This window comes from Nocardioides aquaticus, assembly GCF_018459925.1.
Lineage (GTDB): Bacteria > Actinomycetota > Actinomycetes > Propionibacteriales > Nocardioidaceae > Nocardioides > Nocardioides aquaticus.
The window spans coordinates 861,901-881,158 of the sequence record NZ_CP075371.1; the positions used below are offsets into that span (position 1 = coordinate 861,901).

20 protein-coding genes are annotated in these 19,258 nt (G+C 74.2%); 11 read left to right on the forward strand and 9 right to left on the reverse strand.

Annotation, left to right across the window (positions count from 1 at the left end; translation table 11 throughout):
• Window positions 1-10 precede the first annotated feature (10 nt).
• Complete coding sequence (locus tag ENKNEFLB_RS04215; protein WP_214058049.1) at window positions 11-880, forward strand: SDR family NAD(P)-dependent oxidoreductase; 870 nt, start codon at window positions 11-13, stop codon at window positions 878-880.
• Between the two features lie 172 nt (window positions 881-1,052).
• On the opposite strand, the gene ENKNEFLB_RS04220 is transcribed toward ENKNEFLB_RS04215, so the two are convergent.
• The 4 genes from ENKNEFLB_RS04220 to ENKNEFLB_RS04235 all read right to left on the reverse strand — a co-directional run bounded on the left by ENKNEFLB_RS04220 (window position 1,053) and on the right by ENKNEFLB_RS04235 (window position 5,251).
• Complete coding sequence (locus tag ENKNEFLB_RS04220) at window positions 1,053-1,709, reverse strand: response regulator transcription factor (protein WP_214058050.1); 657 nt, start codon at window positions 1,707-1,709, stop codon at window positions 1,053-1,055.
• Window positions 1,710-1,884: 175 nt separating this feature from the next.
• The gene (locus ENKNEFLB_RS04225; protein WP_214058051.1) at window positions 1,885-4,098 is read right to left on the reverse strand and encodes a catalase; all 2,214 of its coding nucleotides are present in this window, start codon (window positions 4,096-4,098) and stop codon (window positions 1,885-1,887) included.
• A gap of 425 nt (window positions 4,099-4,523) precedes the next feature.
• On the reverse strand, window positions 4,524-4,823 hold the full coding sequence (locus ENKNEFLB_RS04230) for a hypothetical protein (RefSeq protein ID WP_214058052.1): 300 nt from the start codon (window positions 4,821-4,823) through the stop codon (window positions 4,524-4,526).
• An 11-nt stretch (window positions 4,824-4,834) separates the two neighbouring features.
• Window positions 4,835-5,251, reverse strand: coding sequence for a TetR family transcriptional regulator (locus tag ENKNEFLB_RS04235; protein ID WP_214058053.1), 417 nt, complete (start codon window positions 5,249-5,251; stop codon window positions 4,835-4,837).
• A 211-nt stretch (window positions 5,252-5,462) separates the two neighbouring features.
• Between ENKNEFLB_RS04235 and ENKNEFLB_RS04240 the strand changes: the two genes are divergently transcribed.
• From ENKNEFLB_RS04240 to ENKNEFLB_RS04260, 5 genes are all read left to right on the forward strand, one after another.
• On the forward strand, window positions 5,463-6,308 hold the full coding sequence (locus tag ENKNEFLB_RS04240) for a YsnF/AvaK domain-containing protein (RefSeq protein ID WP_214058054.1): 846 nt from the start codon (window positions 5,463-5,465) through the stop codon (window positions 6,306-6,308).
• Between the two features lie 9 nt (window positions 6,309-6,317).
• Window positions 6,318-6,962, forward strand: coding sequence for a hypothetical protein (locus tag ENKNEFLB_RS04245; RefSeq protein ID WP_214058055.1), 645 nt, complete (start codon window positions 6,318-6,320; stop codon window positions 6,960-6,962).
• Window positions 6,963-7,029: 67 nt separating this feature from the next.
• On the forward strand, window positions 7,030-7,731 hold the full coding sequence (locus ENKNEFLB_RS04250) for a hypothetical protein (protein WP_214058056.1): 702 nt from the start codon (window positions 7,030-7,032) through the stop codon (window positions 7,729-7,731).
• Between the two features lie 106 nt (window positions 7,732-7,837).
• Complete coding sequence (locus ENKNEFLB_RS04255) at window positions 7,838-8,236, forward strand: hypothetical protein (RefSeq protein ID WP_214058057.1); 399 nt, start codon at window positions 7,838-7,840, stop codon at window positions 8,234-8,236.
• Between the two features lie 169 nt (window positions 8,237-8,405).
• Window positions 8,406-9,206 carry a mechanosensitive ion channel family protein gene (locus ENKNEFLB_RS04260; RefSeq protein WP_214058058.1) on the forward strand — a complete coding sequence of 267 codons (801 nt, stop codon included), beginning with the start codon at window positions 8,406-8,408 and terminating at the stop codon, window positions 9,204-9,206.
• A gap of 151 nt (window positions 9,207-9,357) precedes the next feature.
• Here the strand turns inward: ENKNEFLB_RS04260 and ENKNEFLB_RS04265 are convergent, their stop codons facing one another.
• Window positions 9,358-10,041 (reverse strand): response regulator transcription factor, encoded by a 684-nt coding sequence (locus ENKNEFLB_RS04265; protein WP_214058059.1) that lies wholly within the window; start codon window positions 10,039-10,041, stop codon window positions 9,358-9,360.
• 169 nt (window positions 10,042-10,210) lie between these two features.
• On the opposite strand from ENKNEFLB_RS04265, the gene ENKNEFLB_RS04270 reads away from it, so the two are divergent.
• From ENKNEFLB_RS04270 to ENKNEFLB_RS04280, 3 genes are read left to right on the forward strand one after another with little or no spacing between them, the layout of a single operon-like run.
• The gene (locus ENKNEFLB_RS04270) at window positions 10,211-10,645 is read left to right on the forward strand and encodes an SRPBCC family protein (protein WP_214058060.1); all 435 of its coding nucleotides are present in this window, start codon (window positions 10,211-10,213) and stop codon (window positions 10,643-10,645) included.
• Window positions 10,642-12,279: a phytoene desaturase family protein gene (locus ENKNEFLB_RS04275; RefSeq protein WP_214058061.1), complete on the forward strand. Its 1,638-nt coding sequence runs from the start codon at window positions 10,642-10,644 to the stop codon at window positions 12,277-12,279. Before ENKNEFLB_RS04270 ends, ENKNEFLB_RS04275 begins: the two co-directional genes overlap by 4 nt.
• Window positions 12,276-13,091, forward strand: a complete 816-nt coding sequence (locus ENKNEFLB_RS04280; RefSeq protein ID WP_214058062.1) for an MBL fold metallo-hydrolase — start codon at window positions 12,276-12,278, stop codon at window positions 13,089-13,091. The genes ENKNEFLB_RS04275 and ENKNEFLB_RS04280 overlap by 4 nt, the downstream gene beginning before the upstream one ends.
• 40 nt (window positions 13,092-13,131) lie before the next feature.
• Here ENKNEFLB_RS04280 and ENKNEFLB_RS04285 read toward each other — a convergent pair whose 3' ends face one another.
• The gene (locus ENKNEFLB_RS04285) at window positions 13,132-14,229 is read right to left on the reverse strand and encodes an NAD-dependent epimerase/dehydratase family protein (protein WP_214058063.1); all 1,098 of its coding nucleotides are present in this window, start codon (window positions 14,227-14,229) and stop codon (window positions 13,132-13,134) included.
• Window positions 14,226-14,666 carry a Rieske (2Fe-2S) protein gene (locus ENKNEFLB_RS04290; RefSeq protein ID WP_214058064.1) on the reverse strand — a complete coding sequence of 147 codons (441 nt, stop codon included), beginning with the start codon at window positions 14,664-14,666 and terminating at the stop codon, window positions 14,226-14,228. Before ENKNEFLB_RS04290 ends, ENKNEFLB_RS04285 begins: the two co-directional genes overlap by 4 nt.
• A gap of 331 nt (window positions 14,667-14,997) precedes the next feature.
• Between ENKNEFLB_RS04290 and ENKNEFLB_RS04295 the strand changes: the two genes are divergently transcribed.
• Window positions 14,998-15,729: a hypothetical protein gene (locus ENKNEFLB_RS04295; protein WP_214058065.1), complete on the forward strand. Its 732-nt coding sequence runs from the start codon at window positions 14,998-15,000 to the stop codon at window positions 15,727-15,729.
• Here the strand turns inward: ENKNEFLB_RS04295 and ENKNEFLB_RS04300 are convergent.
• Window positions 15,726-16,841 carry a two-component system sensor histidine kinase NtrB gene (locus ENKNEFLB_RS04300; protein ID WP_214058066.1) on the reverse strand — a complete coding sequence of 372 codons (1,116 nt, stop codon included), beginning with the start codon at window positions 16,839-16,841 and terminating at the stop codon, window positions 15,726-15,728. The two genes, ENKNEFLB_RS04295 and ENKNEFLB_RS04300, sit on opposite strands and share 4 nt — an antisense overlap.
• A 91-nt stretch (window positions 16,842-16,932) precedes the next feature.
• Between ENKNEFLB_RS04300 and ENKNEFLB_RS04305 the strand changes: the two genes are divergently transcribed.
• Window positions 16,933-18,351, forward strand: a complete 1,419-nt coding sequence (locus ENKNEFLB_RS04305; RefSeq protein ID WP_214058067.1) for a sensor histidine kinase — start codon at window positions 16,933-16,935, stop codon at window positions 18,349-18,351.
• 31 nt (window positions 18,352-18,382) lie between these two features.
• On the opposite strand, the gene ENKNEFLB_RS04310 is transcribed toward ENKNEFLB_RS04305, so the two are convergent.
• Entirely contained in the window at window positions 18,383-19,201 is an 819-nt protein-coding gene (locus tag ENKNEFLB_RS04310; RefSeq protein WP_214058068.1) for an SGNH/GDSL hydrolase family protein, read from the reverse strand.
• Between the last annotated feature and the right edge of the window lie 57 nt (window positions 19,202-19,258).

The following is a 19,258-nucleotide window of genomic DNA, read 5'->3' on the forward strand; positions in this document are numbered from 1 at the left end:
GGGGCGGCGCGTGCTGGTGACCGGCGCCTCCTCGGGGATCGGGCGCGCCACCGCCCACCAGCTCGCCGCCCGCGGCGACCGGCTCCTGCTGTCCTCCCGCTCCGAGGACGTGCTCGGCGAGGTGGCCCGCGAGTGCACCGCCCGCGGCGCCGCCGACGTGCTTGTCGTGGCCGCCGACGTCGCCGACCGGCGACAGGTCGCGGCGGTGTTCCGCGCCGCCCACGAGCGGTGGGGCGGGCTCGACGGGGTCGTCCACGCCGCGGCCGTGGTCGCCTACGGCCGCTTCCACGACGTGCCGGCCGACGTCTTCGACGCGGTGATGACCACCAACGTGCTCGGCACCGCCAACGTCGCCCGCGAGTCGCTGCGGCTCTTCGAGGACCAGCGCTCCGGGTCGCTGGTGCTGCTCGGGTCGGTGCTGGCCAAGATCGCCGCCCCGCTGATCAGCCCGTACGGCTCGAGCAAGGCCGCGGTGCACGCCCTGGCCCGCGCGATCCAGGTCGAGGCGCGCCGGATGCCCGGCGTCGAGGTCAGCATCGTCTCCCCGGGCGGCGTGGACACCCCGATCTACGACCAGGCCGCCAGCTACACCGGCCGCCCCGGCCACCCGCCGCCGCCGGTGACGACCCCGGAGCGGGTCGCCACGGCCTGCGTACGGGCGCTGGACCGGCCCCGGCGCGACACCAACGTCGGTGTCGCCAACGCGGTCATGGTCGCCGGGTTCCGGGTGATGGCGCCGGCCTACGACCGGATGGTCGGCCCGCTGATGTCGCTGCTCGGCCAGGGGCGGGGACACGTCGAGCCGGGGCCGGGGAACGTGCTCGCGCCGCGGCCGGCGCGGGAGTCCGTCCGCGGGCGCTGGCCGCACGTCTGGGGCTGAGTCCCGGCGCCGGGCCCGACGTCTGAGGCAGGTGCCCCGTGCGAGACCCCGAGCGCGTGGGGGTTGCTCGGGGCCTCGCGGCACCGGTCCCGCATGGGGGCGGGGGGTACGGCGCCGTCGGTGATCCTGCGGTACCGGCCCGGCCGGGTCAACTCCCGGGGTGCGTGTCCCCTCAGCGACGTCCGGGGCCGGCGTCGACGACCTCGTGCGCGGTCTCGGTCCGGAACCCGTGCGACAGCGCCCAGATGACGGCCTGGGGCCGGGTGGTGACGCCGATCTTGCGGTAGGCGGAGCGGATGTAGGTCTTGACGGTGTTGATGCCGATGAAGGCGCGCTGGGAGATCTCGAGGTTGCTCAGGCCCTGGCAGATCAGGGCGAGCACCTCCGACTCCCGGGGGCTGAGGCCGTGCTCGTCACCGGGCCAGCGGCCCAGGGCGGGGGAGTCCTCGGGGTCCGTCTCGACGGCGGGGAGCACCTGCTCGCCGCGGTGGACCCGCTCGATCGCGTCCACGAGCTCGTCGGGCGAGACCGTCTTGGAGATGTAGCCGTCGGCGCCGTTCTCGACCGCGCCGCGGACCTGGCGGGGGTCGGTGTCCCAGCTGAACACCACGCGCCGGGGCGCGCCCGGGCCGGCGTGCGGGCGGGGGTCGCCCATCGGCTGCTCGGGGTTGCCGAAGCTGTCCTGCAGGACGACGTCGACGCCGTCGGTGACCGCCGAGCTGAGCGCGACCTCGGTCACGACGACCCGGTCGGCGTACGGCTCCAGGACCGCGCGCACGCCGGCGACGACGAGCGGGTAGTCGTTGACCACGGCGAGGGTGAGGGGCACGGCACAGGTCCTTCCGAGACGGTCCCGGGGCGGATCGCGCCGCGGGAGTCGTCATGGTAGGTCGTGCCCGGACCGCCCTCCTGCCCTGAAGGGGTGGCCGGACGCAGCCGGTGGCCGGCCCCTGCGTGAGGGACCGGCCACCGGTGTCCGGGGTGGGCTCAGGAGCCCGGCTGCGTCACAGCGTCGAGGGGAACCGGTCCCAGCTGCGGTGCCCGGCGAGCCCGACGAGGGTCTGCTCGACCACGGCGTCGGGGGCGTCGTCGACGACGACCCCCGGGCCCGCGCCGATCCCGACGACGTCGAGGACGGTCGCCCCCGCGCCCCAGGCGCCGATCGCCTTGCAGTGGCGGTAGGCCTCCTGGACCAGCTGCACCACGCGCGGGTCGAGCGTCTCCGCGGTGCCGCCGGCGGTGGTGCCGGTGCCTGCGAGGAGGTCGGCGCCCGGTGCGGGGCAGCCGACAAGCAGCAGGGCGTCGAGCTCGATCGAGCGGACGGTGGCGAAGGTGCGCTGCACGACCAGGCCGTCGCCGACCTGGCCGCCGTGCTCGGCGATCACGAAGGCGTTCAGGCCGGCCGCGACCAGCGCGTCCTGGACGAGCCCGGCCTGGCGCAGCGCCTCCGGCTCGCCGGTGGCGTCGACGACCAGACCCACGATCCGCCCGTCGGTCGGCCACTGGCCACCGACCTGCGACAGCGCGGGGCTGGGGTCGACGTCGGCGACCTCGACCGTGGCAGCCGGCGCGGGCAGGCCCAGGCCGTTCGCCACGATCTGGCACAGCTCCGTGTCGATGTTGGCCAGCGCCAGCAGCTGACGCTCCTTGATCACCTGCTCGTAGACCTTGCCGAGCTCGAAGGCGTACGCCTGCGCGGTGTGGTGCTGCTCGACCGGGCTCAGGCTGCGCCAGAACATCCGCGCCTGGCTGTAGTGGTCGTCGAAGGACGCGGGGTTCTCCCGCACCTTGCGCGAGGCCGGGATGGTGACCGCAAGGTCCTCGTAGGCCGACATGTCGGCGCCGGCCATGAAGGGGCAGCCGCCGTCGAGGGTGTTCGGCTGGTACGGCGCCACGCCGCGGTGGTCGGCGCTCTGGTGCGCGCCGTCGCGCAGCATGTCGTTGACCGGCACGTGCGGGCGGTTGATCGGCAGCTGGTCGAAGTTCGGGCCGCCGAGCCGCGACAGCTGGGTGTCGAGGTAGGAGAAGTGACGCGCCTGCAGCAGCGGGTCGTCCGTACCGTCGATGCCCGGCACGAGGTGCGCGGTGTGGAAGGCGACCTGCTCGGTCTCGGCGAAGTAGTTCGAGACGTTGCGGTTCAGCACCATCTCGCCGACGGGCTGCACGGGGGCGAGCTCCTCGGGGACGAGCTTGGTCGGGTCGAGCAGGTCGATGCCCTCGAACATCTGCTCGTCGTTGTCGGGGAAGACCTGCAGCCCGAGCTCCCACGACGGGAACGCGCCGGCCTCGATCGCGTCGGCGAGGTCGCGGCGGTGGAAGTCGGGGTCGACGCCGTTGGTCAGCAGCGCCTCCTCCCACACCAGGGAGTGCACGCCCAGCTTGGGCTTCCAGTGCAGCTTGACCAGGGAGGTCGCGCCGTCGGCGTCGACCATCCGGAAGGTGTGGACGCCGAAGCCCTCCATCATCCGGTAGCTGCGGGCCAGGCCGCGGTCGGACATGTTCCAGATGGTGTGGTGCTGCGCCTCGGTGTGCAGCGAGACGAAGTCCCAGAACGTGTCGTGCGCGCTCTGCGCCTGCGGGATCTCGCGGTCCGGGTGCGGCTTGCCGGCGTGGATGACATCGGGGAACTTGATGCCGTCCTGGATGAAGAACACCGGGATGTTGTTGCCGACGAGGTCGAAGTTGCCCTCGGAGGTGTAGAACTTCGTGGCGAACCCGCGGGTGTCGCGCGCGGTGTCGGCCGAGCCGCGCGAGCCCAGCACGGTCGAGAACCGGACGAAGACCGGCGTCTCGGCGCCCTTGGCCAGGAACGCCGCACGGCTGATCTTCTCGGCGGTGCCGTAGGAGGTGAACGTGCCGTGGGCGGCCGCGCCGCGGGCGTGCACCACGCGCTCGGGGATGCGCTCGTGATCGAAGTGCATCATCTTCTCGCGCAGGTGGTGGTCCTGCAGCAACGTCGGGCCGCGGGGCCCGGCCTTGAGCGAGTGGTTGGTGTCCCGGACCCGGGCGCCGGTGGCGGTGGTGAGGTACGCGCCGCCCTGCTGGTTCACCTCGGGCGGGTTGCCGGTCTCCTGACCGGTGGGGCTGACCGTGCGCGGGCCGGCCTGGTCGGGCTTGGGCGGCGGCGTCTCGCGGGGAGCGGTCGGCTCCTCGAGCGTGGGCGGCTCGCTGGCGGGGGCGCCGGGGATGGGCTTGGAGTTCTTCTGGTCCGAGGTCATCGGGCTCCTTCTCGTGAGGACACGAAGGACACCGGCGAGCGGCCGTACGGGCGCGCTGCGGTGTCGGTGGGCTGAGGTCGGGACGTGGGTCGCCGGGCACGCTGCAGGTCGCGCGCATCAAGGCGTACCTCCACTGTGCCCCGCCGCAGGGGGGCTCGTGATCCCTCCCCGGGGGTGGCACCAGCCCCGCCGAGATGACGCTTGCGGACAGCCGAGATGACCGTTGCGGACAGCCGAGGTGGCGGTTACGGACAGGGGCGTCGACCGAGCGGAGCCACGACGATGTCGATGGGTGGATCGCACGCACCGGGTGGAGGTGATCCACCCGTCGACCACGCGGCGGGCTCGACCGCGCCGGGTGCGGGCCACGTACCTGTCCGGAAGCGTCACCTCGAGGCGCCGCGAGCGTCATCTCGGCGGTGGTGCTACTGCTCGGAGCGGAGCCGCGCGATCCGGTCGAGGAGGTTCTCCAGGGACTCGTCGAACTCGGGCGCGGAGTGGTCCTCGGACAGGTCGCCGCGCATCTCCTCGACCCGCGGGTACGGAGCCAGGGCGGACCGGGGCGGGTCGCTGTCGTCCTCCAGCACGTCCAGGGGCCCGACGTCCGCGCCCATGGCCGAGACCTCGAGCAGCAGGTGACCCAGGAGGAAGCTGGTGAAGGCGCGGTAGGCCGCCACGGTGCGTTCCCGGTCGAACCCCTCCTCCAAGAGGCTGTTCAGGAACACCTCCACCCACCTCAGGTCGCGCAGCGGAGGGCGCAGCCAGGGTGCCTCGGGGGGCGCGACACCACGAGCGGGAACACCTTCGGGTGCCGCAGGGCGACCCGGCGCACCCCGTGGGCCAGGCGGTGCAGGAAGTCCTGCCAGCCGGCGTCGGGCTCGGCGGGGACGTCGTCGTCGTCCTCCATCTCGGCCATCACGCGCACGACGATGGCGTCGAGCAGCTCCTCGCGCCCGACCACGTGACGGTAGAGCGCCATGGCCTCGACGCCGAGCTCCTGGCCGAGCCGACGCATCGTGAGCTCGGCGAGGCCGCGCTCGTCGATGAAGGCGATGGCCGCGTCCACCACGATGGTCGGCGTCAGACGGGTCCGCTCGGACGGTGCCGGCTTGCCGGCCACCAGCCGTGCGTCCGCGTCGAGGTCGTCACTCACCCGTGCCTCCCGTCCGGCGCCGGCGCCGTGCGCGGCGGCCGCTCGTCGAGGACCCAGCATGCGTGCTGGGCGTCCCCGGCGCACCACCGGGTCCGGCCCGGATCGCGTGCCACCCCGCGGGATGGAGGCCGACCCCCCGGTCCGCGTGGTCTGTTTATGCCGTAAACATCGGGTCATCAGGGCCCGGTGTGGACGACGAAGGGGAAACACCATGATCACCACCGACCAGGCCCACCAGCTCCTCGAGGGCGGCGGCAACGTCGTGGGCACGAACGGCGACAAGATCGGCAGCATCGGACAGGTCTTCCTCGACGACCAGTCCGGTCAGCCCGAGTGGGTGACCGCGAAGACCGGCCTGTTCGGCAACGGCGAGTCCTTCGTGCCGCTGCACCAGGCGGAGTCCGACGGCCGCGACGTGCGGGTCCCGTACTCCAAGGACCAGGTCAAGGACGCTCCCCGTGTCTCGGACTCCGACGGCCACCTCAGCGAGGACGAGGAGACCACCCTGTTCCGCCACTACGGCCTCGCCGACGGCACGCCCACCGGCACTCCCGACCGCGACTCCCGCGACTCCCGCGACTCCCGCGACTCCCGCGTCGGCCAGACGACCGGGACCGAGTCCGGCACGGTGGGTCGCGACACCTCCGGCCCGACGACCGACTCGGCGATGACGCGCTCCGAGGAGCAGCTCCACGTCGGCACCGAGAAGGTCGCGACCGGCAAGGCTCGCCTGCGCAAGTACGTCGTGACGGAGAACGTCACCAAGACCGTGCCCGTCACCCGCGAGGAGGTCCGCCTCGAGCGTGAGCCGATCACCGACGCCAACGCCGGCGACGCCCTCTCCGGTGGTGACCTCACCTCCGAGGAGCACGAGGTCACCCTGCACGAGGACCGCGTCGTGACCAACAAGGAGACCGTGCCCGTCGAGCGGGTCAAGGTCGACACGGACACCGTCACCGAGGAGCGCCAGGTCGACGAGCAGGTGCGCCACGAGGAGATCGTCCTCGACGACGACGCCACGGACGGCCGTACGACCGGCTCCGCCGACCAGCGATAAGGGGCCGTCATGCGCAAGGGAGCGAAGAAGATGGAGGCCGGGCACGACCACGGCACCCAGCACCATGAGGGCGAGCGGCGCGCCGAGAACGACCGGAGCACGGTCGTGGCCCGCGAGAAGGAGCAGCACGGCGGCATCAAGTGGGGCTCGGCCTTCTTCGGGTGGCTGACTGCCACCGGGATGGCGGTCGTCCTGACCGCCCTGGTCGCGGCCGCCGGCACGGCGGTCGGGCTGGTCGCGGACACCAAGGTCGGCCAGGTCACGAACCAGGCGACGAAGCAGGCCGACACCGTCGGCCTGGTCGGCGGGATCGTGCTGCTGGTCATCGTCCTGCTGGCCTACTTCTGCGGCGGGTACGTCGCGGGCCGGATGGCGCGGTTCGACGGACTCAAGCAGGGGCTGGCCGTCTGGATCTGGGCCGTCGTCGTCGCGATCGTGGTCGCGATCATCGGCGCGGTCGCCGGGTCGCAGTACAACGTGCTGGCCTCGCTCAACAGCTTCCCGCGGCTGCCGATCGGCGAGGGGACGCTCGGCCTGGCCGGGATCGTCGCGCTGGTCGCCGTAGCCGTGGCCAGCCTGGTGGGTGCGCTGCTCGGTGGTCTCACCGGCATGCGGTTCCACCGCAAGGTCGACAAGGCCGGGCTGGGGCGCTGACGCAGCGGACGGACCTCACGGTCCACCGCTGCGCAGCATCGACGACGCAACGTCGGGGGAGCAGGGCATGAGGCACTACCGCACGATCTGGCGCACCTGCTGGGCAGCACTGGCCCTGCTCCTGCTCCTCGCCGGCCTGGTCCTCGGGTCGGCGGGGGCGATCCTCGTCACCGGGGTCCTGGCCGGCCTTCTCGGCGCGGTCGCGGCGGCCGCCCTGCTGCAGAACGACGGCGGCGTCCGGGTGCCGGTGTCGGAGCACGGGCGGGTGGCGGGCCGGTTCGGGCTCCGGGCCGGCGCCGTCGTCGGCGTGCTCGGTGCGTGGGCCGAGGCGGCCGGCTCGCTGGTGCCGCCCCTGCTCGTGGCCGCGGCCGTGACCTCGCCGCCGGTGGTCGCCGCGCTCCTCGGCGCGGACTGGCGACGCCGACCCCGCGGGTCCGGTGGGGCGGTGCACGACGACGAGCGGTGCGGGTGCGGGTGCGCGGACCCGGTCTCGGCCGAGGAGGTGCGCGTGCTGCTGACGCTCCACAGCGACGCCGAGCTCGTACGGTCCTGGCGGCACAGCCTCACCCGTCTGCACCAGGCGCGGTCGGCGGCGGAGTGGTCCGGCCTCGTCGCGCTGCGTACGGCCTGTCTCGCCGAGCTGGAGGACCGCGACCCGATCGCGTTCCGGCGGTGGTTGGACTCCCGTCCGCCGCCCGCGACCGCGCCGGAGCTGGCGCGCCCGACCGAGGGCCCGATCGCTCCGGTCGTGCCGCCACCCGAGCCGTGACGACGACCGACGGTGTGGCCACGTGCAGCCCGGGCTCGTCCCGCGCTCCCGGCCCTCTGTGGTGCAGTCCATCCGGGTCCACTCGTTCACGCTAGGAGAAGGACCCGTGCCCTCGACTCGTCACCCGTCGCTCACCCGGCTGCAGGAGCGGCTGAACGACGGCCCACCGAGGCGTCGGTGGCGAACATCGGTGGGGACCTCGGCCAGTGCGGACCTGGGTCTGCGCCTCGTGGTTCTCGTGGCCGGACTGGTCCTGGTCGCCGCCGGTGCCGCGCTGTGGTTGTTCTCGACGCTCCTCACCGCACCCCTGCTCCTCGCCGGCCTGTGGGTCCTGTCCTGGGAGTTCGCCTGGGCCCGGTGGCTGCTGCACCGCTTCACCATGTGGGTACGGCCGTTCGTGGGACGCGTTCGGCGTCGGCCCGCGAGGTGGACGGTCCTGACCGCCGGTGGCATCGCCTCCGGTGCGGCGGGTTACTGGGCCTTCATGGTCCTCGGCCCCCTCTAGCTGCGGTGTGTCCGCCAACCGAGCCGCGACGACGCCCAAGACCGCCGGTAGGTGACTTGTTTATGGCGTAAACAGAATACCTCCAAGGGTGGACCAGACCGATGAAGGTCTTGGCTGACTGGGACAACGAGCGCCGCGCCAGCGGCCCCGGAAAGGAATCAGTCACACCATGGACATCGGAAACAGCTTCGCGAACGCCACCGACGGCGTCTTCGCGTTCCTCCCCAGCCTGCTCGGCTTCCTCCTGCTCCTCATCATCGGCTTCGTCGTCGCCAAGGTCGTCGCCAAGGTGGTCAAGACCGTGCTCGACCGCCTCGGCCTGGACCAGAAGCTCCGCGAGTCGGAGGCCAACGACTACGTCGAGAAGGTGCTCCCCGGCGCGAGCCCGGCCAACGGGATCTCGCGGGTGGTGTTCTGGCTCATCTTCGTCTTCTTCATCACCGCCGCGATCGGCGCGCTCGGCATCCCCGCCGTGACCACCTTCATGAACCAGGTGCTCGCCTACCTGCCGAACGTCATCGTGGCCATCGTCATCTTCGTGCTCGCCGCCCTGGTCTCCGGCGCGGTCGCGGGCGCGGTCGCCAAGGTCATGGGCGACACGCCCACCGGGAAGATCGTCGCCACCGCGGTGCCGGCGCTGGTGATGGTCATTGCGCTGTTCATGATCCTCAACCAGCTGCAGATCGCGCCCCAGATCGTCACCATCGCCTTCGCGGCCACCATGGGCGCCCTGGCGCTCGGTGCGGCGCTCGCCTTCGGGCTCGGCGGCAAGGACGTGGCGGGGCGGATCCTGGAGGACGCCTACCGCAACGGCAAGGACGCCAAGGACCGCGCCCGGCGCGATCTCGAGACCGGCAAGGACCGCGCCCAGGGCGAGTACGAGAGCCGCACGGGCGACTCCTCGACCAGCCAGTACACGCAGCGGGTGCAGACCGACGGCGCCTACGACCCGTACCAGCAGGGTCGCTGACCCTGGCGGTACCGATCAGCACGACACGTCCACCGGGCGGGGCCACCACGGCCCCGCCCGGTGCTGCGTCCGGGCCGACCGCTGCGTGTCCGCAAGCGTCACCTCGGGGCGCCGCGAGCGCCATCTCGGCTGTCCGCGAGCGACATCGCGGCTAGCGGCCGGCGGGGTCCGTACGACCTGTCGGCGCGGGGTCGACGACGCGGTGCTCGGTGCCGGGCTTGAAGCCGTGCGACATCGCCCAGATCACGGCCTGCGGGCGGGTGGTGACGCCGATCTTGCGGTAGGCCGAGCGGATGTAGGTCTTGATCGTGTTGACCCCGAGGTAGGCGCGCTCGGAGATCTGCTGGTTGCTCAGGCCCTGGCAGATCAGCGCCAGCACCTCGGACTCACGGCCGCTGAGGCCGTGCTCGTCCCCGGGCCACCGGCCCAGCGCGCCGGCCTCGTCCCTCGTGGCCGCCGGCGCCATCGACACCGGGACCACGCGCACGCCCCGGTGGACCTGCTCGACGGCGTCCACCAGCTCGGCGGCGCTCGCGGACTTGAAGACGTAGCCGTCGACGTCGCCGGCCATCGCGGTGCGCACCTGGTGGGCGTGGGTGTCCCAGCTGAAGACGATGAGCTTGGCGCCGGTCTGCCCCATCGCCCGGCGCGGGTCGGGGGAGCGGCCCTGGGCGTTGCCGAAGGTGTCCTGGAGGACCACGTCGACGCGGGTGATGACGGGAGTGTTGACGTCGAGCTCGGCGACGAGGACGCGGGACTCGTACGGCTCGAGCACGGCGCGGAGGCCGGCCACGACCAAGGGGTAGTCGTTGACCACGGCCACGGTGAGAGGCATCGGGGGTCCTTGAGGCAAGGCTGCTCGTCTCGCGCTGGTTTGCACGACCGGGTACCCCCGGGCAGGTGGCGTCAGTCTAGGCCCACCTCTGATGGGGTGGACGGGTGAGCAGGGGTGGGGCGACCGGGCACGCCACCACCCGCCGGACCACGACGAAGAACGGAAGCCGATGAGCACCAACGAGCGAACGATCGACGCGACACCCGAGGAGGTCTGGGCGGTCCTGGCCGACGGGTGGCTCTACCCGCTGTGGGTCGTGGGCGCGACCCGGATGCGCGAGGTGGAGCCGTCCTGGCCCGAGGCGGACTCGCGGATCTTCCACTCGGTCGGGGCGTGGCCCCTGGTCATCGACGACAGCACCTCGGTGGTCGAGAGTGTGCCCGCGCAGCACCTCACGCTGCGCGCCCGCGCCTGGCCGGCCGGCGAGGCGACGGTCGTCATCGACCTCGAGCCCGCCGACGGACGGACCCTGGCCCGCATCCAGGAGGACGTCGCCAGCGGGCCGGGGCGCCTCGTCCCGCCGCCGGTACGGCACCTGCAGCTCGGCTGGCGCAACACCGAGACGCTGCGCCGTCTGGCCCTCGTCGTCGAGGGCCGCCGGTGAGCGGCGCGGGCGGCGCCGGCCACGACGCCGTCGTGGTGGGCGCCGGGCCGAACGGCCTGGTGGCGGCCAACCACCTCGCGGACGCCGGCTGGTCGGTGCTGGTGCTGGAGGAGCAGCCCGAGGCCGGTGGCGCCGTGCGCAGCGACCGCGAGCTCGACCCGGACTTCGTGCACGACACCTTCAGCGCGTTCTACCCGCTGGCCCTGGCCTCCGCCGCCGTCGTCGACCTGCGCCTGGAGGACCACGGCCTGGAGTGGGCGCACGCCCCGGCCGTCCTCGGGCACGTGATGTCCGACGGTCGGTGGGCCCTGCTGCACCGCGACCGGCACGTCACCGCGGGCCTGCTCGACGACCTCGAGCCCGGCGACGGCGAGGCGTGGCTCGAGCTGTGCGCGACCTGGGACCGGATCGGCGGGCCGCTGGTCGAGGCGCTCACCTCTCCGTTCCCGCCCCTGGGCGCCTCGACCCGGCTGCTGCGCGCGCTGCCGCGCGCCGGGGGCCTGGACCTGGTCCGCACCCTGCTCACCCCGGCCGCCTCGATCGCGCGGCACCGCTTCCGCGGGGAGGCGCCCGGCCTGCTGCTGTCCGGGAACGCCGGTCACGCCGACCTGCCGCTGAACTCGCCCGGGTCCGGGGTGTTCGGGCTGCTGATGACGATGCTCGGCCAGACCGTCGGGTTCCCGGTCCCGGTCGGCGGAGCCGGCGCGTTGAGCGCCGCGCTGGTGCGGCGGCTCGAGGCGAAGGGCGGGGAGGTCCGTACGGGGGCCGCCGTCGACCACGTCGTCGTCACCGACGGCCGCGCGGTCGCCGTGACCACCCGGGACGGGCAGCGGTACGACGCCGGCCGCGCCGTGCTCGCTGCCGTCACCGCGCCCGCGCTCTTCGAGCACCTCCTGGACCCCGCCGACGTCCCGTCCCGGGTCTCGCGGGGGATGCCGGCGTTCGAGCTGGACCCCGGCACGGTCAAGGTCGACTGGGCGCTGGACGGCCCGATCCCGTGGGCGAGCACCCCGGCGTACGCCCCGGGCACCGTCCACGTCGGCGACTCGGTGGCGCAGATGACCGAGGCGATGACGCAGGTCGGCGCGGGCAGCATCCCGGCCGCCCCCTTCATGCTCACCGGGCAGATGACCACCAGCGACCCGACCCGCTCGCCCGCGGGCACCGAGTCGTTCTGGGCCTACACGCACGTGCCGCAGCCCGGCCTGACCCGCGGCGACGCCGGCGGCGACGACCTGACCGGGCGGTGGGACCACGACGAGTGCGAGCGGTTCGCCGACCGGATGCAGGCCCGGATGGAGGCGGTCGCGCCGGGCTTCGGCGACCGGGTGCGGGTACGGCGGGTGCTGGGGCCGCACGAGCTCCAGGCGCGGGACGCCAACCTGGTCGGCGGCGCGCTGAACGGCGGGACCTCGCAGCTGCACCAGGAGCTCTTCTTCCGCCCGGTCCCCGGCATGCTCGGGCGGGCGGGGACCGGCGTGCGCGGCCTGTTCCTGGCGTCGTCCTCGGCGCACCCCGGTGGCGGGGTGCACGGGGCCGCCGGCGCCAACGCCGCCCGGGCGGCGCTGGCGCGGCACCCGGTGGCGGGGGTGGCCCGCACGGTCCGGCAGGTCGGCCGGGGGCGGGGCCGGTGACCACCCCGGCGGGAGCGGGCGGTCCCGAGGCGCCGTCCCTGGAGTTCATCGGCACGGCCACCACCCTGCTGCGACTGGGACCGTTCACGCTGCTGACCGACCCGAACTTCCTGCACCGCGGCCAGCGGGCCTACCTCGGCCGCGGGCTGTGGTCCAAGCGGCTCACCGAGCCCTCGACGCAGCCCGGCGGCCTGCCCGAGCTCACCGCGGTGCTGCTCTCCCACCTGCACGGCGACCACTTCGACCGGGTGGCCCGCCGCGGTCTCGACCGCTCCGTTCCGGTGCTGACCACGCCGGCGGCGGCGCGGCGGCTGCACCGGTGGGGGTTCTCGGGGTCGTACGGCCTCGAGACGTGGGAGTCGAGCGAGCTCCTCTCGGACGGGTGGTCGCTGCGGGTCACCGCGGTGCCCGGCGTGCACGCACCCGGCCCGGCGCGGCCGCTGCTGCCGACGGTGATGGGGTCGGTGCTCGAGCTGCGGCGGGGCGACGGCCCGGTGCACCGCACCTACGTCTCTGGGGACACGCTGTTCCGGCCCTGGCTGCGCGAGGTGGTCGAGCGGACCGGGCCGCTCGACGCCGCGGTGCTCCACCTCGGCGGGACCCGCGTGCTCGGGCTGCTGGTCACCATGGACGGGCAGCAGGGCGCCGACCTGGTCGACCTGCTGGACCCCGCGCTCACCGTGCCGGTGCACCACGACGACTACGGCGTGTTCCGGTCCCCGCTGACGGACTTCACCGACGAGCTCGCCCGCCGCGGCGACCAGCACCGCGTACGCGTGGTGCGACGCGCCGAGCGGGTCGAGCTCGTCTAGCGAGGGGGTGGGAACAGCCGGGCCGAGAGCGGGAGCCGCCTCAGGGGCGGCGGCGCCCCGCGATCGGGCCGCTGCGCACCCGCTCGCGCAGGTTGCGCGCGACGCTGCGCGGGCGCAGCACCGCGGTCGACCCGGAGGCGGAGTCGCGCATCCCGGCGACGGTCTCCTCGAGCACGGAGACGGCCGTACGGCTCGCCGACCACCCGAGCTCCTCACGCGCGCGACGGGTGTCCATCAGCGGCACCTCGAGGGCGAGGTCGATCCAGCCCGGGTCGAGCGGCTGGAGGCGGGCCTGCCAGCTCGCGCTGACCGCCGCGCGCAGCAGCCGGCCGGGGGCGTGCACGTGGCGCGCGCCGAGCGCCGAGGCGATGTCGGCCGGGGTGACCGGGGTCGGGGCGGCGAGGTTGAAGGCGCCGGTGGAGCGCTGCTCGAGGACCCGTCCGACCGCGTCCGCGACGTCGGCGGCGTGCACCATCGGGACCAGCAGGGAGCGGTCCAGGGGCAGCACCGGCAGCAGGGTCACCGCACGACCGGGGACCAGGCCCGGCAGGCCGTAGCGCAGCAGGGCGCTGCCGGCGTCGCGCTGACCGACGATGCCGGGACGCAGCCGGGCGACCGCCGGCCCGTCGGTCCGGCCGGCGGCGACGGCGGCCTCGTGGTCGTCCAGCAGGCTCTCGGCGGTGGCCTTGTGCCGGCTGTACATCGAGGAGCGGATGCCGTGGGTGGGGTAGGACTCCGCGACCGGGAGGTCGTCGGTCTTCGGGGAGTAGGCGCCGACCGAGGACATGTGGACCAGGTGCGGCACCTGCTCGGCGGTGGCCGACTCCAGCACCCGGCGGGTCCCGCCGACCCCGAGCGCCTCGAGGTAGTCCGGGTCGTGCGAGGGCTGGAAGCCCCACGCCAGGTGCACGACCGCGTCGGCGCCGCGCAGGGCCACCCGCAGCGCGGGCAGGCAGGCGTCGTCGCTGAGGTCGACACCGGCCCAGGTCAGCCTCCCGGCGTACGCGTCGTCGGCCGCCGCCGTGGTGGGCACCCGGCGGGCCAGCCCGACCACCTCGACGTCGTCGCGGGTGGCGAGCAGGTGCTCGACGACGGTGGTGCCGACGTTGCCGGTCGCGCCGGTGACCACGACCCTCACGAGGCGCTCCCGTCGGTGCCGTCGTTCTGGCTGCCGGTCTTGCTGCTGGTGTCGACCACGACGCGGTCGCCCTGCACCGAGGTGGCGCGGCGGAGCAGCGGGAGGAAGCGGGCGTAGCCCTTGACCAGCTCGCGGTAGCCCCGGCTCGGACCGTGGTAGCCGAAGAACCCGCGCGGGCCCTGCACCATCCGCCCGTCCCGGACGTCGTAGCGGGCGCCGTGCCACGGGCAGACCAGGCACCCGTCGGCGTCGACGGAGCCCTTCGACAGGTCCGCGAGCTGGTGGCGGCAGCGGGAGTCGACCGCGAACGGCTCGTCGCGGCTGAGCCCGACGGTCCACGCGCCGACCCGGCGTACGGCCCCTCCCGCCAGGGCGGCGAGCGGGACGGAGGCTGCCCCGGAGGACGAGGCGGAGGAAGAGGGGTCGCTGTCGGTCACCCCTCGAGTGTCGGGGTGGGGGCGGGGGTGCTGTGCTCACCCGGCCCCGGCGGTCGCGGCCCCGGCGGTCGTGGCCCCGGAGGCGGCCGTGGCCCGGCCCGGCGAGCGGACCGGGCCACGGGCGCGTCATTCACCCCAGAGCGGGTGGACAGGCCACCCGGGACGTGGTGAGTCGACGCGCTCACGACGCTAGGGGCGTCCGTACGCCGCCCGAGCCACCCCGCGGGGCGGGTCCGGCGGTCGACGACCCGGACCACGCCTGGGGGTGGTGCCCGGTCGTCGCCGTGCGCGGAGGATCGTGTCCAGGACGCGCGAGACAGGAGCAGCCGTCGTGGAACCCACCCCGGACACCGCCCGGACCCTGAACCAGCTGGACCCCGTGCCCGGCGACGAGGACGACGCACTGGTCGACAGCTTCCGTGAGGCCGGTCGGTCGGTGCTGGACCTGGTGCCGGACTGCATCGGGTTCAGCATCTCCCGCCTCGAGGACGGCCTGGTCTTCACGATGCTGTCCACGGCCGAGGACACCGCGGTGCTGGACGCCATGCAGTACCTCGACGACGGGCCCTGCCTGGAGGCCGTACGACGCGAGGAGCTCGTCGAGACGTCGACCGACGACCCGCTGGACGAGGGGCGGTGGCTGCTCTTCGCCACGGCCGCCTCCGAGCTGGGTGTGCGGAGCACGTTGACCCTGCCGATCTACGAGCACGAGCAGGTCAGCGGCAGCGTGAACCTGTACGCCGCCAGCGCGGACGCGTTCGAGGGCCACCACGACCGGCTCGCCGAGTTCTTCGGGGCGTGGTCGAGCGGTGCCGTCACCAACGCCGACCTCTCCTTCGAGTCCCGCCGCCGCTCCGAGCGCGGGCCCGCCCTGGCCGAGGACCTGAACCGGGTCCAGGTCGCGATCGGCATCGTCGCCGCCACGCTGTCCGTCGACGTCGACGCGGCCACCGAGCGGGTGCGTCGTGCGGCCGACCTGGCCGGGGTGAGCGAGGCGACCCTGGCGCGCGGCCTGATCGCCCTGGTGCGCCCGCCGGACCGGGACGCGGGTGACCGGCGCTAGGTGACGGGCGTGACCGGCATCGTCACGAAGAACGTGCTGCCCCTGCCCGGCGCGCTGTCCAGGGCGACCGTGCCCCCGCAGATGGCGACCAGCTGCTTGACCGTGCTCAGGCCCGGGCCGCCGCGGGTGGCGTGCCCCGACGTGGCCGGCGAGCAGGGGTGGGACGGGTCGAACAACCTGTCCTGCTGCGCGGCGTCGATGCCGACGCCGGTGTCGCTGACCCGGTAGAGCACCACGGTGCCGGTGCCCGTGGAGGCCGTGGTGCTCACCGTGAGCCCGACGTGGCCGCTGTCGGTGTGCTCGACGGCGTTGTCGAGCAGGTGGTCCAGGATCTGCGCGGTCCACGTCGGGTGGTCGTGGACCTGCCGCGGCACGTCGCGGCTGATGTCGAGGTCGAGCCGCAGCCCCTTGCGGGCCGCACCGCCCGAGACGCGCGCGACCGCCTCCCGTGCGGTGGCGTGCAGGTCGAGGACCTCCGGCTCGGGCGGGGTGGTCCCGGACGCGCCGAAGTCGAGGACGCCGTCGACCAGGGCGTGCAGACGGTTGCCGGCGCGCTGCAGGACCGCCACCAGCTCGTCGCGGTCGGCGGGGTCCTCGGTCGTGGCCAGCAGCTCCACCGCGGCGAGGATGCTGGTCAGCGGGGTGCGCAGCTCGTGGCTCATCCGCGCCGCGAAGTCGGTCTTGGCCCGGCTGCTCTCGGCCGCGATCTGCTGGGTGACGACCAGGTCGCGGGCGACCCGCTTGCGCTCGGTGACGTCCTCGGCCACGCCGTAGACGCCGCGGACCTCGCCGTCGGCGGACCAGGGGATCCCGGAGACGGCGACGTCGCGGAGCCGGCCGTCGACGTGGCGCAGCGCCAGCTCGACGCGGGGCAGGGCCTCGTGGAGGGCCTTCGCGAAGGCATCCCGCGCCCGCTCCACGTCACCGGGCTCGAGCAGGTCGGCGAACGCGGTGCCGAGCAGGTCGTCCACGCTGCGTCCGCTGATCAGCGCGCAGGCGGGGTTCACCTCGACGAACCTGCCGTCGAGGTCGAGCAGGAAGACCGGGTGCGGGTGGTGCTCGAACAGGGAGCGGTAGCGCTCCTCGAGGTGGGGGCGTTCGCGCTCGGGCACCGTCCACCGTAACTGCGCGGGCCGCGCGGTGTGCAGCGAACTCCGTGACGGGGGGCGGCGCACCCGGTGACGGGGCCCTACTGTCTGCTGCGTGAGGACGTCCTGGTTCGGCTCGATGCGGGTCCGGATCCTCGCCGTCGTCATCGGTCTGCTGCTCGTCTCGGCCGTCGGGTCCGTGCTCGTGCTGCGGGCGGCGCTGCTGGCCAACCTGGAGGACGAGGTCGCCGTCTCGCTGGAGCGGGAGGCCGAGGAGTTCCGGCTGCTCGCCGGCGGTACCGACCCACGGACCGGCGAGCCGTTCGCCGGGGACCTCGAGGCGGTCTTCGACGTCTACTTCGCCCGCGAGGTCCCCGACGAGGGCGAGTCGCTGCTGGCCTTCGTCGACGGCGCCCTCTACGAGTCCCGCCGGGCGACCGGCGCCGCGGAGCCGGGGGAGCTGACGGAGGCGACGGCCTCCTGGCTGGCCCTGGACGCGGACCGGCGCGGGGTCCTGGACACCCCGGTCGGGGAGGCGCGCTACGTCGCCCTGCCGCTGGAGGGTGCCGACGGGCGCGACGGCGTCTTCGTGGTCGCCAACTTCCCCGCCCTCGAGCGGGACGAGATCGAGGAGTCCGTCCGCGCCCAGCTGCAGATCACGCTGGTGGCGCTGGTCCTGGCCTCGATCGTCGGCGCGCTGCTGGCCGGGCGGGTGCTGCGCCCGCTGGTGCGGCTGGCCCACACCGCGCGGACCATCTCGGACACCGACCTGACCCGCCGGATCCCGGTCCGCGGGCGCGACGAGGCCTCGATGATCGCCCTGGCGTTCAACGACATGCTGACCCGCCTGGAGCAGGTGTTCGCGACGCAGCGCGCGTTCCTCGACGACACCAGCCACGAGCTGCGCACGCCGCTGACGATCATCCGCGGCCAGATCGAGCTGCTCGCGCTCGACGACACCGAGGAGGCGCGGGCCGAGACCATCGCCCTGGTCACCGACGAGGTGGACCGGCTGTCCCGGATGGTCGACGACCTGTTCCTGCTGGCGCGCGCCGAGCACCCCGACTTCCTGCGGCCCGACGACCTCGCCGTCGACGACCTGGTCGAGGGGCTGCACCGCACGCTGGCGGCCCTGGCGCCGGTGCACCTCCGGGTGGAGGCCCTGACCGGCCTCGTGGTGCGCGCCGACCGGCAGCGGCTGACCCAGGCCGTCGTGCAGCTGGTGTCCAACGCGCTCCGGCACGCCGGCCCGGACGCCACGATCGAGGTCGTCGCCCGCGCCGACGGCTCGGAGCTGGTCCTCACGGTCGGCGACGACGGCCCGGGCGTCCCGGCCGCCGAGGCGGAGTCGATCTTCGACCGCTCCGTGCGCGGGGGGTCCGCGGCGGCCGGTGGCGCCGGGCTCGGGCTGTCGATCGTCCGGGCCATCCTGGAGGCGCACCGCGGTTCGGCGAGGGTGCTGCCGACGGACGGGCCGGGCGCGACCTTCGAGCTGCGGCTGCCGCTGGGCAGCGACGTCGTCGCCGGGGTCTGAGACGCCTGAGGGAGCTGCGGCGACGCGAGCGTCAGTCGACGACGCCCTCGGCGGTGAGCAGGTCGCGCACCCGGGTGGCGATCATGCCGTGGCCCAGGTTGGTGGGCAGCACGGCGTCCTCGGCCACGGCGCCCGGCTCGTCCGCGGGCAGCCACGGCGGCTCGGCGAGCGGGTCGGCGTACGCGACCCCGGCGTCCTCGGCCGCGGCCTGCACGGCCGTGCGGACCTCGGGCCCGCCGGTGGTCGGCGGGTAGAGCGCCGGCCACATCGGCCCCACGACGACCACGGTGACCTCGGGCAGGCCCTTGGTCAGGACGCCGAGGGTGCGGCGCGCGGCCTGCTGGACCGCGGCGGGATCGCTGGCCGCGTCGATGCGCCCGCCGATCACCACGACCGCGTCCTCCGGGCCGCCCGCGCCGTCGCCGGCCCAGTCGGTCACGAGCTCCTCGGCGCGGTCGACGAACGTGGTGCCGGCGGCGCCGGCGACGTAGCCGCTGGCGGTGACGGCGTACGGCGTCACCTCGACGCCGGCCCGCTTGCCGAGCAGGACGGGCCAGGCCTTCTCGCCCTCCCCGCCGAGGGGGGACCCGGCGGTGTAGCCGTCGCCGAGGACCGCGACCTGCACGTCGCCGCCGTCACCGCCGCCGGCTTCCTCGTCCGTCGTCTCGGACGGGTCGGGCGAGGCGGGGCCGGACGGGTCCAGCGCCTCGGCGGGCAGGTCGGCCGGCGGCGGGTAGGAGACCACCAGCCAGCCCGAGAAGGCGATCACGACGACCGCCATGACGACGGCCACGACGGCCAGCACCGGGCTCGCGCCCCCGCCGGTGCGTCCCCCATGTAGACCCAGCACGCGACGACCCTAGCGACCCGACGGCGTCCTGGTCAGGCCCTCCCGCCGCCGAGATGA